Source organism: Geodermatophilus sp. SYSU D01119 (genome assembly GCF_054049975.1).
Map to the genome: position 1 here is coordinate 136116 of NZ_JBJGYL010000006.1, position 13731 is coordinate 149846.

At 76.2% G+C, this 13731-nt stretch carries 12 protein-coding genes; 3 read left to right on the forward strand and 9 right to left on the reverse strand.

What is annotated here, in order from left to right:
* Positions 1-14: 14 nt before the first annotated feature.
* On the reverse strand, positions 15-677 hold the full coding sequence (locus ACI79X_RS06590) for a DsbA family oxidoreductase (protein ID WP_457024619.1): 663 nt from the start codon (positions 675-677) through the stop codon (positions 15-17).
* 136 nt (positions 678-813) lie between these two features.
* On the opposite strand from ACI79X_RS06590, the gene pepN reads away from it, so the two are divergent.
* On the forward strand, positions 814-3363 hold the full coding sequence (gene pepN, locus ACI79X_RS06595; RefSeq protein ID WP_457024620.1) for an aminopeptidase N: 2550 nt from the start codon (positions 814-816) through the stop codon (positions 3361-3363).
* A 92-nt stretch (positions 3364-3455) separates the two neighbouring features.
* Here pepN and ACI79X_RS06600 read toward each other — a convergent pair whose 3' ends face one another.
* The 3 genes from ACI79X_RS06600 to ACI79X_RS06610 are packed head-to-tail and all read right to left on the reverse strand — an operon-like array spanning position 3456 to position 5846.
* A complete protein-coding gene (locus ACI79X_RS06600) occupies positions 3456-3908 on the reverse strand; it encodes a DUF5130 family protein (RefSeq protein ID WP_457024621.1) in 453 nt (150 codons plus the stop codon).
* A 60-nt stretch (positions 3909-3968) separates the two neighbouring features.
* Entirely contained in the window at positions 3969-4382 is a 414-nt protein-coding gene (locus ACI79X_RS06605; protein ID WP_457024622.1) for a hypothetical protein, read from the reverse strand.
* 30 nt (positions 4383-4412) lie between these two features.
* Positions 4413-5846: an amidase gene (locus ACI79X_RS06610; protein ID WP_457024623.1), complete on the reverse strand. Its 1434-nt coding sequence runs from the start codon at positions 5844-5846 to the stop codon at positions 4413-4415.
* Between the two features lie 38 nt (positions 5847-5884).
* Between ACI79X_RS06610 and kynU the strand changes: the two genes are divergently transcribed.
* Positions 5885-7141: a kynureninase gene (gene kynU / locus ACI79X_RS06615; protein ID WP_457024624.1), complete on the forward strand. Its 1257-nt coding sequence runs from the start codon at positions 5885-5887 to the stop codon at positions 7139-7141.
* A gap of 6 nt (positions 7142-7147) precedes the next feature.
* On the opposite strand, the gene ACI79X_RS06620 is transcribed toward kynU, so the two are convergent.
* The 5 genes from ACI79X_RS06620 to ACI79X_RS06640 all read right to left on the reverse strand — a co-directional run bounded on the left by ACI79X_RS06620 (position 7148) and on the right by ACI79X_RS06640 (position 11422).
* The gene (locus ACI79X_RS06620) at positions 7148-7798 is read right to left on the reverse strand and encodes a class F sortase (RefSeq protein WP_457024625.1); all 651 of its coding nucleotides are present in this window, start codon (positions 7796-7798) and stop codon (positions 7148-7150) included.
* Positions 7798-8943 (reverse strand): hypothetical protein, encoded by a 1146-nt coding sequence (locus ACI79X_RS06625; RefSeq protein WP_457024626.1) that lies wholly within the window; start codon positions 8941-8943, stop codon positions 7798-7800. Before ACI79X_RS06625 ends, ACI79X_RS06620 begins: the two co-directional genes overlap by 1 nt.
* A 327-nt stretch (positions 8944-9270) precedes the next feature.
* Entirely contained in the window at positions 9271-9897 is a 627-nt protein-coding gene (locus ACI79X_RS06630; RefSeq protein ID WP_457024627.1) for a hypothetical protein, read from the reverse strand.
* Between the two features lie 137 nt (positions 9898-10034).
* Positions 10035-10898 carry an SCO6745 family protein gene (locus ACI79X_RS06635; RefSeq protein WP_457024628.1) on the reverse strand — a complete coding sequence of 288 codons (864 nt, stop codon included), beginning with the start codon at positions 10896-10898 and terminating at the stop codon, positions 10035-10037.
* The gene (locus ACI79X_RS06640) at positions 10895-11422 is read right to left on the reverse strand and encodes an HNH endonuclease (RefSeq protein ID WP_073419113.1); all 528 of its coding nucleotides are present in this window, start codon (positions 11420-11422) and stop codon (positions 10895-10897) included. Before ACI79X_RS06640 ends, ACI79X_RS06635 begins: the two co-directional genes overlap by 4 nt.
* Positions 11423-11622: 200 nt before the next feature.
* On the opposite strand from ACI79X_RS06640, the gene ACI79X_RS06645 reads away from it, so the two are divergent.
* Positions 11623-13728 carry a prolyl oligopeptidase family serine peptidase gene (locus tag ACI79X_RS06645; RefSeq protein ID WP_457024629.1) on the forward strand — a complete coding sequence of 702 codons (2106 nt, stop codon included), beginning with the start codon at positions 11623-11625 and terminating at the stop codon, positions 13726-13728.
* The last annotated feature ends 3 nt before the right edge of the window (positions 13729-13731 follow it).

Genomic DNA, 13731 nt, shown 5'->3' on the forward strand with positions numbered 1-13731 from the left:
CCGTCCGGACCGGCTCAGCGGCGGGTGATCTCCAGGGCGTCGGCCGGCACCGAGGACATGTCGGGGTCGGACGTGCGGGTGCGCTTGAGCTCCCAGAAGTCGGGGAGGTTGGCCAGCAGGACGGCGCCGTCGAAGGCCCGGCCCGCGTCCTCGCCGGTGGGCACCTTGCTGATGACGGGGCCGAAGAACGCGACGCCGTCGATGTGCATGACCGGGGTGCCGACGTCGTCCCCGACGGGGTCCATGCCCTCGTGGTGGCTCTTCTCCAGCGCCTCGTCGTACTCGGTGGAGGTGGCGGCCCCGGCCAGCTCGGCCGGCAGTCCGACCTTCTCCAGCGCCGGGGCGATGATCTCGTCGAGCTCGCGGCCCTCGTGGTGCCGCAGGGTGCCCATGGCGGTGTAGAGGTCGCCGAGGACCTCGTCGCCGTGCTGCTGGGCGGCGGCGATCGCCACCCGCACGGGGCCCCACGCCTGCTCCATCATCCGCTGGTACTGCTCGGGCAGGTCGCGCCCGCGGTTGAGCACCGCCAAGGACATGACGTGCCAGTGCAGGTCGATGTCGCGGACCTTCGCCGCCTCCAGCACCCAGCGGCTGGTCAGCCAGGCCCACGGGCACAGCGGGTCGAACCAGAAGTCCACCCGGGCCTTCGTGGGGGCGCTCTGCACTGCCTCGGTCATCCGTCGTCTCCCTCTCGTCGTCGGCGGCGCGGGGCACTCGGCACCCCGCGTCCCTGCCGGCTGCCAAGTGCCCCGGACCTGCGCTTGTTCCCCGTGCCCACCGGGCGTGTCGGCCGTCCGTGGGAAGCTGCCGGTCGTGGCCGTACCCAACCTGACCCGCGACGACGCCGCCGCACGCGCCCGCCTGCTCGCCGTCGACGCCTACGACCTGCAGTTCGACCTGACCGACGGGGACGGTCGCCCCGGCGCCGGCACCTTCCGCTCGACGACGACGGTGACCTTCACCTGCCGCGAGCCCGGCGCGGACACGTTCATCGACCTGGTCGCCGAGACCGTCCGCTCGGCCACGCTGAACGGGGTGGAGCTCGACGTCTCCACCTACACCGAGGAGGGCGGCCTGCCGCTGCCCGGCCTCGCCGCCGAGAACACCCTCGTCGTCGACGCCGACTGCCGGTACTCCAACTCCGGCGAGGGCCTGCACCGCTTCGAGGACCCCGAGGACGGCCAGGTCTACCTGTACACGCACTTCGAGCCGGCCGAGGCCAAGCGCGTGTTCGCCTGCTTCGACCAGCCCGACCTCAAGGGCACCTACACCGTCCACGTCGTCGCGCCGTTCGACTGGCAGGTCGTCTCCAACACCGGCGGGCGCACGATCGAGGCCGGTCCGCAGGGCAGCCAGCTCGTGCACTTCGAGCCGACCAAGCGCCTGTCGACCTACCTCGTCGCGCTGATCGCCGGCCCGTACGCCCGGGTGACCGACGCCTACGAGGGCATCCCGCTGGGGCTGTACTGCCGCGCGTCGCTGGCGAAGCACCTCGACCCGGGGGAGCTGTTCCGGGTGACCAAGCAGGGCTTCGAGTTCTTCCAGCGGGTGTTCGACTACCCGTACCCGTTCGACAAGTACGACCAGCTCTTCGTGCCGGAGTTCAACGCCGGCGCCATGGAGAACGCGGGCGCCGTCACCGTGCTCGAGGACTACGTCTTCCGCTCGCGCACCAGCCGCGCCCGCTACGAGCGGCGCGCCGAGACGGTGCTGCACGAGCTCGCGCACATGTGGTTCGGCGACCTCGTGACCATGCGCTGGTGGGACGACCTGTGGCTCAACGAGTCCTTCGCCACCTACATCTCCACGCTCTGCCAGGCCGAGGCCACCGAGTACGAGACGGCGTGGACGACGTTCGCCAACGCCGAGAAGGCCTGGGCCTACGCGCAGGACCAGCTGCCCTCCACCCACCCGATCGCCGCCGACATGGTCGACGTGGCCGCCGTCGAGGTGAACTTCGACGGCATCACCTACGCCAAGGGCGCCTCGGTGCTCAAGCAGCTGGTGGCCTACGTCGGCCGCGAGGAGTTCCTCGCCGGCATCCGCCGCTACTTCCGCACCCACGAGTACGGCAACACCACGCTCGCCGACCTGCTCGACCCCCTGTCGGAGGCCACCGGCCGCGACCTCACCGAGTGGTCGCAGCAGTGGCTGCAGACCAGCCAGGTCAACACCCTGCGCCCGGTCTTCGAGCTCACCGACGACGGCCGCTACGCCTCGTTCGCCATCGAGCAGACCGCCGTGCCCGAGCACCCCGTGCTCCGCCGGCACCGGCTGGCCGTCGGCCTCTACGACCGCGGCCCCGACGGGCTCACCCGCACCACGCGGGTGGAGCTCGACGTCGACGGCGAGCGCACCGAGGTGGCCGAGCTGGTCGGGCACCCGGTGGCCGACCTCGTGCTGGTCAACGACGACGACCTCACCTACGCCAAGCTCCGGCTCGACGAGCGGTCGCTGGCCACGCTGCGCACCGACATCGGCGCGCTGCCCGACTCGCTGCCCCGCGCGCTGTGCTGGTCGGCGGCGTGGGACATGACCCGCGACGCCGAGCTGCCCGCCCGCGACTGGGTGCAGCTGGTGCTCGCCGGGATCGACGCCGAGACCGAGATCAGCGTGGTGCAGTCGCTGCTCGTGCGGGTGCAGTCCGCGCTGACCTCCTACGCCGACCCGGCCTGGGCCGACACCGGCTGGACGGCGCTGGCCGACAAGGCGCTGCAGGCGCTGGAGGCCGCCGCGCCGGAGAGCGACGAGCAGCTGCAGTGGTCCCGGACGTTCGCCGCCGCCGCGCGCACCGAGGAGCACGCCGCCGTGCTGCGCGGCCTGCTCGACGGCTCCCGCACGGTCGAGGGGCTGGCCGTCGACGCCGACGCCCGGTGGGCGTTCCTCAACGGGCTGGTGGCCATCGGCGCGGCCGGCGACGCGGAGATCGACGCGGAGGCCGAGCGCGACGCCACCGCCACCGGTGTGCGCCGGGCCGCCACCGCGCGGGCGCTGCGCCCGACGGCGGAGGCGAAGGAGGAGGCGTGGCAGCGGGCCTTCCACGACGCCGACGTGCCGAACGCGGTGCACGAGGCGCTGGTGGCCGGCTTCTGGCACGCGGCGCAGCGCGAGCTGACCGCGGGCTACGTCGACCGCTACTTCGCCGAGATCGGCCCCATGTGGGACCGCCGCCCGGGTGAGATCGCGAAGAACGCCGTCCAGTACCTGTTCCCGCCGGTGGTCGAGGAGCGCACGGTGCAGGCGGCCGACGCGTGGCTGTCCCGTGGGGAGCACCCCGCGCCGCTGCGCCGGCTGGTGAGCGAGGGCCGCGACGGCATCGCCCGCGCGCTGCGCGCCCGCGAGCGGGACGCCGCCGCCGGCTGAGCCCGGGCACGAGAGAGGCCCAGGACCCCGCGGGGTCCTGGGCCTCTCTCGTCGGTGGGGCCGGGCGCCCGGTGGCGCCCTGTGGATCGCGCTCAGTGGGCGCGGCTGCTCCGGGGGTGGCCGGCCTGGTCGGACAGCTGCCGCAGGCCGTTGACGATGCCGCCCACCAGGTCGCCGGCGGCGAAGGAGTTGGTCATCGACAGCACGGCCAGGGCGCACGCGCGGTCGGGCAGCCGGCGGGCGGCGGAGGCACCGGTGACCACCTCGATCACGCGCTGGCCGGGCGAGACGGCCAGCAGCACCGAGTCGGCCGGGTCGCCGCCGCGGGCGTGCAGCTCCTCGGCGCGGACGCGGGTCCTCGGGCCGAGGTCGCCGATCCAGAGGGTGAACCGCAGCCCGGTCTCGCGCGAGGACATGGTCAGCGCCTCGTCGAGGCGGGCCAGCTCGCGGTAGCTGAAGATCGTGTCGTAGCCCTCGTCGGCCCTGTTCGGCGCGGTGTCGACCGTTCCGGTGTCGTGGGCGTCGGCATCCAGCACGCGGGTCATCGCGGGTCTCCGGGAGAGGTCGTCGGGGAGGTCGGGGTCACCGGGTCACGGGTCCGCGGGTCACCAGGTGCCGCGGGCGCCGCCGAGCGGGCCGCCCGCCGAGGGGACCGGCGCGCCGGCGGAGACGGCGGTGGCGCCGTGGGAGTCGCCGCCGGCGATCATCCGGGAGCCGACGGCGCTCGAGCCGTGGCCGCCGCCGTGCCCACCGCCGTGGCCGTCACCGGAGCCGATGGACGCGGTCTCGCCGTACAGCGAGGAGCCGACGGCCTGGGTGTCGCCCTGCCCGGCCGCGTGGGTCGGGGCGCCCGTGGGCTGCGGCTCGTACCAGACCGGCTCGTGGTCCCACGCCTGGCCGGGCTTGTACCGCACGCCCTGGCGCTTGCGGCCGCCGGGCAGGTAGGTGAGGGCCCACAGGAGGAGGTAGACGGCCAGCGGCGCGACGAGGAAGACGAGCAGGGTCTCGACGACGGTCACGCCCCGGAATCTACCGCCCACGGTGATCAGCTATGCGTCGGCATGCCAGCCCGGCGGGTGGCGGTGCGCCCACGGGCGGGCCTGCTCCAGCTGCGCCGCGAGGGCGACCAGCGTGACCTCGTCGGCGGGGCGGCCGACGAGCATCGTCCCGACCGGCAGGCCGTCGTCGGTCCAGTGCAGCGGCACGCTGACGGCCGGCTGCCCGGTGACGTTGTAGAGCGCGGTGAACGCGGCGTACGCCTTCTGCCGCTCGAAGTCGGCCGCGCCGTCGCCGTCGGCGTCGAACCAGCCCAGCGGCCGCGGCGTCATCGTCGTCACCGGGGACAGCAGGACGTCGAAGGCGTCGGTGGCCTCGACGTAGCGGCGGGAGAACAGCCGCAGCGCGGTGAGCGCCTCCATCGCCGCCTGCGCCGACAGCGCCAGGCCGCGTGCGCGCAGCTCGCGGGTGAGCGGCCGCAGCTCCCCCACCCGGTCGGGCGGGACGGGCAGCAGCGTCCCCGACAGCGACCACACCCGCTCGAAGGCGGCCAGCACGTCGGGGGTGAGCAGCCCGCCGGGGACGTCGACCACCTCGTGCCCGAGCGACTCCAGCAGCGCGGCGGCGTCGTCGATGGCCGCCGTCACCTCCGGCTGCAGGACGGCGCCGGGCATCGGCGACTCCAGCGCCCGCCCGATCCGCAGCCGGCCCACCGGGCGGTCGGCCGCGGCGAGGAACGTCTCCCCCGGCGGCAGCGGCGGCGCCCACGCGGCGTCGCCGGTGACGGGGCCGGCCATCGCGTCGAGCACGGCCGCGGCGTCGCGGACGGTGCGGGCCAGCGGGCCGTTGGTGCCGAGGCCGGTCACGTCGCTGCCGAACGGCGCGTTGCTCACCCGGCCGCGGGTGGGCTTGATGCCGAACAGGCCGTTGATGCTCGCCGGGATGCGGATGGAGCCACCGCCGTCGCTGCCCTGCGCGAAGGGCACCATCCCGGCGGCCACCGCCACGGCCGCGCCGCCGCTGGAGCCGCCGGCCAGCCGCTGCGGGTCCCAGGGGCAGCGGGCCGGGCCGACGAGGTCGTTGTCGGTGTAGCAGGGGAAGCCGAACTCGGGGGTGTTCGTCTTGCCGAGGCTGATCGTCCCGGCGGCGGCGAGCTTGGTGACGACGGCGTCGTCGGTGGTGGGCACGAAGTCGGCGAAGACGGTGCAGCCGAAGGTGGTGCGCACGCCGGCGGTGTTGTTGAGGTCCTTGATCGCCGTGGGGACGCCGAGCAGCGGCGGCAGCTCCCCGCCGGCCCGCACCCGCGCCTCGGCGGCGGCCGCCGCGGCCAGCGCCCGCTCGGGGGTGACGGTGACGAACGCGCCGAGGCCGGCGTCGAGGGCCTCGACCCGGGCCAGGGCGTGCCGCACGAGCTCGCTCGGGGAGACCTCCCCGGCGCGGACGGCGGCCGCCTGCTCGAGCGCGGTGAGGTCGTGCAGCTGCGTCACGGACGGCGACGCTAGCCCCGGCGGGTAGAACCGGCGCCGTGGACCTGACCCGCGCCGCCGCCGAGGCGCTCGACGACGCCGACCCGCTGGCCGGCTGCCGCGCCCGCTTCGCCGGGGCCGGCGAGGACGGCCTGCTCTACCTGGACGGCAACTCGCTGGGCCGCATGCCGCGCGACACCCCCGCCGCCCTGGCCCGGGTGGCCGAGGAGGAGTGGGGTCGCGGGCTGGTCGGGTCGTGGGCGTCGTGGATCGACGTCGGCACGCGGGTGGGCGACCTGATCGGCACGGGCGTGCTGGGCGCGCGGCCCGGCGAGGTGCTGCTGTCGGACTCCACCTCGGTCGACCTCTACAAGCTGCTGGTGGCCGCCGCCGACGCCCGGCCGGGCCGCGACGTGCTCGTCTGCTGCGCCGACGACTTCCCGACCGACCGCTACGTCGTGGCCGGGGTGGCCGCCGCGCGCGGGATGACCGTGCGCGAGGTGCCCGCCGACGTCGACGAGGGCCTCGACCCGGCGGTGCTCGCGGCCGCGCTGGACGAGCGGGCTGCCGTCGTCGTGCTGTCGGCGGTGGCCTACCGCTCGGGCGCGCTGGCCGACGTCGCGGCGGTGACGGCGGCCGCCCGGGCGGCCGGGGCCCTGGTGGTCTGGGACCTGTCGCACGCGGCCGGCGCGGTGGAGCTCGACCTCGCGGCGGCCGGCGCGGACCTCGCCGTCGGGTGCACCTACAAGTACCTCAACGGCGGGCCGGGGGCGCCGGCGTTCCTCTACGTGCGGCGCGAGCTGCAGGAGCAGCTGCGACAGCCGATCTGGGGCTGGTTCGGCCAGCGCGACCAGTTCGCGATGGGCCCGGCCTACGACCCGGTGCCGGGCATCGGCCGGTTCGGCGTGGGCACCCCGCCGGTGCTGGCCGCGGCGGCGGTCGAGGTGGGCGTTCGCCTGGTCGCCGAGGCCGGCGTGGACCGGCTGGCGGCCAAGGGGCGCGCGCTGACCGGGCTGCTCCTGGACCTCGCCGACGCCTGGCTCGCCCCGCACGGCGTGGCGCTGGCCAGCCCGCGCGACCCCGCCCGCCGCGGCGCGCACGTGACGCTGGCCCACCCGCGCGCCTGGCAGCTGACACAGGCGCTGGTCGCCCGCGGCGTGGTGCCCGACTTCCGCACGCCCGACCGGGTGCGGCTCGGCCCGGCGCCGCTCTACACCCGCTTCGTCGACGTGTGGGACGCCCTCGACGTGTTCCGCCGCGTGCTCGAGGACCGCTCGTGGGAGGCCCACCCCGAGGAGCGCGCCCGCGTCACCTGAGCCCGGTCAGGCGTGCGCGACGACGACGAGGTTCTCGGTCGAGGCCTGCCCGGCGCGCTGGAAGCAGGTGATGAGGACGAGCCGGCCCGGGACCGCCGCCCAGATGTCGGCGGCGCCGGCGAGCTCGTCCTTGTCGTAGCGCTGGGTGCGCTCGACGGTGTAGTCGACCGTGCCCTGGGGCGTGCTGACCTCGACGACGTCGCCGGCGCGCAGGCCCTCGTCGTCGGCCTCGGCGTCGACCAGGGCGTCGAAGCCGTACTCGCCGGTGCCGGTGGCGTGCGCGGCGATGTACACGGTGTTGTCGGCCTGCGCGGCGTCGCCGACCGGGTCCCCGTAGGAGTCGATCCAGTAGGCCGCGGTGAGCAGCGGCGGGTTGATGACCCCGCCGCTCGGGGTGAGCGGCAGGACCGGCAGGTCGAGACCCAGCGCCGGCACCGCCACGTGGACGTCCGACGCAGGCGTCGGGAGGACCGTCCCCTCGGGGGGCAGCGTCGGCTGGGCGGGCTCCCCCGCGGGGGCCGCGGCCACCGGGTCGAGGGACCCGGTGGCCGCGGCGGACCGCCCGTCGGGGGCGACGCCGACAGCGAGCAGTGCGCTGCCGGCGACGCCCAGGGCGGCGACCGCCGTGATCGCGGCGGTGCGCCGCCCCGGTCGCATCAGGCCTGGTCCGTGCCGTCCTCCACCGCGGGGCGGCGGCGGGTGCGGGCGAGGGCGAGGCCACCGGCGCCGGCGAGGACCAGCAGACCCGCACCCGCGGCGGCGAAGCCGGTCGCGCCCTCGGCCGCCGGGGCGGTCACGCCGGTGTTCGAGCGGAGGCCCGTGTTCCCGGTGACGGCCTGGGTGGTCGGCGCGGCCGGCGGCACGACGGCCGGGGTGTCCGCGGCGACGACGGTGACCTCGACGAGGACCACCGAGACGGCGCCGGACGGCGCCTGCTGGGCGACGACCACGCCGTACTGGCCGGCGGCCGTGCCGGCCGGCAGCACGAAGGTCGCGCGCGACCCGGCGACCTGCGTGGCGAGCGGCGCGGCGGCGCCGGTCGGGTCACCGGCCGCGTCCAGGTTCACGAGGCCGACCTCGACGCCGGTGAGGTCGGTGAGCCCCAGCTCGCGCAGCGGCGAGGCGGCGGTGAGGTCGAGCGTCACGGTCGAGCCGGCCGTCACCGGGGTCGGGAAGGGGCACCGGACGCCGGAGGTCACGTCACAGGGCACCTGCGAGAAGGCGAGCAGCTCGGGGGTGACCGTCACCGAAGTGGACGCGGCGGGGACGAAGGTCAGCTCGTAGGCGACCGGGTCGTAGTACTCCAGCGCCGCGCCGAGCGTGTCGGTGAGCGGCGCGAGCACCAGGGAGGCGGCATCGCCGGCGGCCGGGTCGTCGGCGGGGAGGGTGACGGTGATCGTGCTGGTGCCGCCTCCGGTCACGGTCAGCGGCTGGGGGTCCCCGGGTGCCGACGACCAGGTCGACTCCGGGACGCCGTCCCCCTCGTCGTCGAACACGAGCTCGGCCACGACGCCGGTGCTGTCGAGCTCAGCGGGCAGCTCGACGGTGATCTGACCGGAGTACCGCACCTCGACGGGGGTGAAGACGCCACCGGCGCTGGGGTCGGCCATGGTCATGGGGTCCATGGCGCCGAAGTTCTCGACCGGGAGGGCGCTCAGCACGACCTCGGAGGGCTGCAGCGGGATGACGACGTCGGTCGCCGCGGCGGCGGGGCCGGCGATGGAGACGAGGAGCACGGCCGAGCCGATGCCGGCGAGGCCGAAGCGCTGGACCTGGCGGCGCACGGGGGTGGAGCTGGTCACGGGGACACCTCTGTCGACCGCAGCGCCCGGGCGGCGCCGATTGCCGCGGAACGTAGCGTCACCGGATCGTGCGTCCGGGTAGAGGACACGCGGCGTGGGACGCGTGGGACGGGGCGGACGGATGGGGCAATCGGGTGGCGCCGGCCTCGACACGATCTGCCGTCCGGGAGCCCCGGGCGGCGCCGCGGAAGGGCGCGACTTGCCGAAGCGCGCCGCTGCACGACGTCGGGACCTGATGGTGCGCTCCGGCCGTCGGGCCGGTCGGGGGCGAGGCCCTCCGGACGGCGCCGCGGTGACCCCTCGTCACCGCGGCGCCGTCCGTGGTGGTCAGCCTCCGGTCGGGGTGCGGTACACGTCGACGGAGGAGCCACGGCTGATCGTCCCCGCTCCGGTCGCGGTCACGTCGCCGAGCTCCAGCCCCACGTCGGCGGTCCGCGAGGCGTCGCGCCGGAGCGAGTTGAGACACGGTGAGCTGCCGTCGCCGCACTGCTCGCCGTGGTAGACGTCCCGCGCGACGGCGCCGGTCCCGGTGAAGGCCAGCGACACGGTGACCTGCTGCTCGGTCGTGTGGAACCCGTCCGGGCCGGACGACCACGACGAGAGCGTCAGGGGGACGTCGGAGACGGAGGCGCCGGCGAGCCGCTCGTCGATGACGGCCTCGCCGCCGAGGTCGGCGTATCCGGTGGCCATGCCGCTGCCGCAGGCGAATCCCGTGCACTCGCTCCTCACGTAGACGGAGAGGTAGGACGACCAGTCGTCGGTGGCCGAGGCGCGGAACTGGCCCAGGTAGACGTCCGCCGTCCGGCCGTCGCCGAGCGGGAGCGTGGCCGAGGCCGCGTAGCTGGTGGAGCGTCCGGCGGTGACCGGCGGGTCGGCCGGCGCCGCCGAGGCGGCGCCCGGCACCGCGGCGACCGCGGCGGTGAGCAGGGTGGCGGACAGCAGGCGGCGCAGCATGGGGGTCCCTCCGGTCGACGGCCCGCGGGTGTCGGGCAGCGGGACGCTAGCGAGCCGGATCCCCTCCGCCGGGAAGGTGCGTCACACGACGCGCCGACCTGGTGACGTCACGTGACGGTGGCGTCCGGCGCTCCCGTTCAGGCCTCGTCGGGGGCGACGCCGATCGGGTTGCGGTCGGGGAACAGGCCCGCGGTGACGACGGCGCGGCGCACCGGCACGAGCAGCTCGCCCAGCCGGTCGCAGCCCGGGTCGCCCAGCGCGCGCCACGGCGCGAGGGCCAGGCGGTCGGTGTCGGCCTCGATGGCGGTGGTCATGGCCAGGCCCTCGGCCGACAGCTCGTCGCCGTCGAGCCAGCCGCGGGTCCGGAGCTCCTCGGCCGCGGCGGTCCACGCGTCGTCGTCCCAGCCGCGGGCGCGCTGCAGCCACTCCCGGTCGACCCGCCCGGCGGCCGCGACGAGCACGTGAGCCCCGGCGCCGGAGACCTCGCGCCCGAGCAGCGCCGCGGTGTGCCCGTCGCCGCGGTGCTCGCGCAGGGTGGTCAGCGCCTGCCACAGCGTCAGGTGCGGCTCGTCGGGGACGGGCAGCCCGGCGTTGGCCGCCCCCAGGGGGCGGCCGGGCAGGTCGACGGCGGCCGCGGCGGTGGACGCCAGGGCGGCCGCCTCGGCCGCCTCCGGGGACGCCGCCCACTCCCCCAGCACCCGGCGCACGGCGGCGTCCACCCCGGCCAGCCGCGCCTCGAGCGCCGCGGCCGGGGTCAGCGCGTCCCACACCGCCGGCACCCGCCGGGCGACGAACGACGGCGCGAAGTTGTAGAAGACCGCCGTCACCACCTCCGGGCCGACCGGGCCCAGCGGGGCCGCCCGCAGCGCGAAGTAGGTCGACCAGAAGCCGGTGGTGCCGGCCGCCTCACCCGCCGCCCGCGCCTCCTCGGCGAAGTAGGTGAGCGCGTGGAACGGCTCGGCCAGCGCCCACAGCCGCCGGGCGGTGCCCGCCGACGTCATGCCGAGACGCTCTCGGGCACGCCGAGCCACTCGCGCCAGCGCGGGTCGACCGTCCGGGCGCCGAGCAGCCGCCAGGCCGCGCCGCTCGGCGTCCGCGGCGGGTGCGGCAGCTTCCAGCCGAGCTCGGCCAGCGACCGGTCGGCCTTGGTGTGGTTGCACTTGCGGCAGGCCGCCACGACGTTGTCCCAGGTGTGGGTGCCGCCGCGGCTGCGCGGGACGACGTGGTCGATGCTGGTGGCCGAGCTCCCGCAGTAGACACAGGTCTGCCCGTCGCGGGTGAACACCGCCCGGCGGGACAGCGGCACCTGCGCCGGGTAGGGCACCCGGACGTAGCGGGTCAGCCGGACGACGACGGGCACCGGCAGGCTCACCCGTTCGGCGTGGACCACCTCGGCGGCGGCGTCGACCGGCACCGCCTTCTCCGCGAGCACGAGCACGATCGCGCGGCGGCTGGAGACCACGCACAGCGGCTCGTAGGTGGCGTTGAGCAGCAACGTGGCGGCCGTCGTGCCGGACGAGGGCACGGGCAGCCGGGGGACGGGGACGGGGTCGCGTCGCGGACCTGGGTGGCCCACCGGCGACGACCCGGACGCGGAACGCGACACGGAGCACCTCCGACACCCCGGACCGCCGTACCGGGGCGGCCCGCAGGGCTGTGCCCATCCTGCCCTGACGAGGGGGAACGGCGCTCGGGGGAAATCCACAGCCCGGTTACGGTCGGGCGGTGCGCTACCCCGACGCCGAACGGCTCGACCTGGTCGAGGACCTGCACGGCCACCGCGTGGCCGACCCCTACCGCTGGCTCGAGGACCCGGCCGACCCGCGGACGCGGGCGTGGACGGAGGCCGAGGACGCGCTGACCGCCGGGGTCCTCGGCGCCCTCCCGCTGCGCCCGGACCTCGCCGCCCGGCTCGAGCGGCTGGTGCACGCCGGCGCCGTCGGCGTCCCGGTGCACCGGGGCGGCCGCGCCTTCTCCACCCGCCGCGACCCCGGCCAGGAGCACGCCGTCCTGCGGGTCCGCGAGCCCGACGGCACGGTGCGCGTCCTCGTCGACCCGATGGCGCTCGACCCGTCGGGCACGACGACGCTCGACGCCTGGTCGCCGTCGTGGGAGGGCGACCGGCTGGCCTACCAGCTGTCCACCGGCGGCGACGAGGAGTCGCGGCTGTACGTCCTCGACGTCGCCACCGGCGAGCAGCTCGACGGGCCGGTCGACCGCTGCCGCTACTCCCCCGTCGCCTGGCTGCCCGGCGGCGAGGAGCTCTTCTACGTCCGCCGGCTCGCGCCGGACCAGGTGCCCGCCGGCGAGGAGCAGTTCCACCGCCGGGTGTGGCGCCACCGCGTCGGCGCCGACCCCGACGGCGACGTCCTCGTGCACGGGGAGGGCCTGGACCCCACCAACTACTACGGCGTGCGCACCAGCCGCGACGGCCGCTGGCTGGTCGTCTCGGCCTCGGCCGGCACCGCCCCCCGCGACGACGTGTGGCTCGCCGACCTGGGCGGGACCGGGGAGCTCCGCGACCTGCAGGTCGGCGTCGACGCGCAGACCGCCGCCTGGGTCGCCCGCGACGGCCGGCTGTGGCTGATGAGCGACCGCGGCAGCCCGCGCTGGCGGCTCGCCGTCGCCGACCCGGCCGACCCCGCCACCTGGCCGGTGGAGGCGTGGGCCGACGTCGTCCCGCAGTCCGACGACGGCGTGCTCTCCGACGTCGCGCTGGTCGACGGCGCCGACGGCACGCTGCAGGTGCTCGCCGTCCATTCGGTCGACGCCACCGACCGCCTGTCGGTCTGGGCCGGGGACGGCTCCGGCCGCCTGGCCGAGGTGACCGGCCTGGGCGTCGGCAGCGTCTCCGGCGTGAGCGCCCCGCCGGAGGGCGGGACGACCGCCTGGGTCGGCTACACCGACCACTCGACCCCGCCGTCGGTGCTGCGCTGGGACGCCGCCGAGCCCACCGCGCTGGCCGAGGACGAGCGCGCCCCCGTGGCAGGCGAGGTGCCGGACGTGACCGTCGTCGAGACGCACGCGACCTCGCGCGACGGGACGCCGGTGCACCTGTTCGTCCTGTCGGCCACCGGCGCCCCGGACACCCCGCGTCCGGCCGTCCTCTACGGCTACGGCGGGTTCGACGTCGCCCTCACCCCCTCCTACTCGGCGCAGGCGCTGGCCTGGGTCGCCGCGGGCGGGGTGTGGGCGGTGGCCAACCTGCGCGGCGGCTCCGAGCACGGCGAGGAGTGGCACCGCGCCGGGATGCGCGAGCGCAAGCAGAACGTGTTCGACGACTTCGCCGCGGCCGGCGAGCACCTGGTCGCGCAGGGCTGGACGACGCACGCGCAGCTCGCGGTCATGGGCGGCTCGAACGGCGGGCTGCTGGTCGGCGCGACGCTCACCCAGCGCCCCGACCTCGCCGCCGGCGTCGTGTGCAGCGCGCCGCTGCTGGACATGGTCCGGTACGAGCGCTTCGGCCTCGGCCGCACCTGGAACGACGAGTACGGCACCGCCGAGGACCCCGAGGAGCTCGGCTGGCTGCTGGGCTACTCGCCGTACCACAACGTGCGCGAGGGCACGGCCTACCCGGCGACGCTGTTCACGACCTTCGAGTCCGACACCCGGGTGGACCCGCTGCACGCCCGCAAGCTCGCCGCGGCGCTGCAGGCGGCCACGAGCGGCGAGGCGCCGGTGCTGCTGCGGCGGGAGACGTCGGTGGGCCACGGCGCCCGGGCGGTGAGCCGCACGGTGGGCCTCGCGGCCGACCAGCTGGCGTTCCTCGCGGCGGCCACCGGGCTGTCCGGATGGGGCGCGGCGGGTGGCGGGGACGGCGCCGCGACCTGAGAC

What these genes read in the sequence shown, in the direction of transcription:
- ACI79X_RS06630 (WP_457024627.1), bottom strand. Translation starts at nt 9,897, where the DNA reads ATGCTGCGCCGCCTGCTGTCCGCCACCCTGCTCACCGCCGCGGTCGCC.
- ACI79X_RS06590 (WP_457024619.1), bottom strand. Translation starts at nt 677, where the DNA reads ATGACCGAGGCAGTGCAGAGCGCCCCCACGAAGGCCCGGGTGGACTTC.
- ACI79X_RS06600 (WP_457024621.1), bottom strand. Translation starts at nt 3,908, where the DNA reads ATGACCCGCGTGCTGGATGCCGACGCCCACGACACCGGAACGGTCGAC.
- ACI79X_RS06620 (WP_457024625.1), bottom strand. Translation starts at nt 7,798, where the DNA reads ATGCGACCGGGGCGGCGCACCGCCGCGATCACGGCGGTCGCCGCCCTG.
- ACI79X_RS06635 (WP_457024628.1), bottom strand. Translation starts at nt 10,898, where the DNA reads ATGACGTCGGCGGGCACCGCCCGGCGGCTGTGGGCGCTGGCCGAGCCG.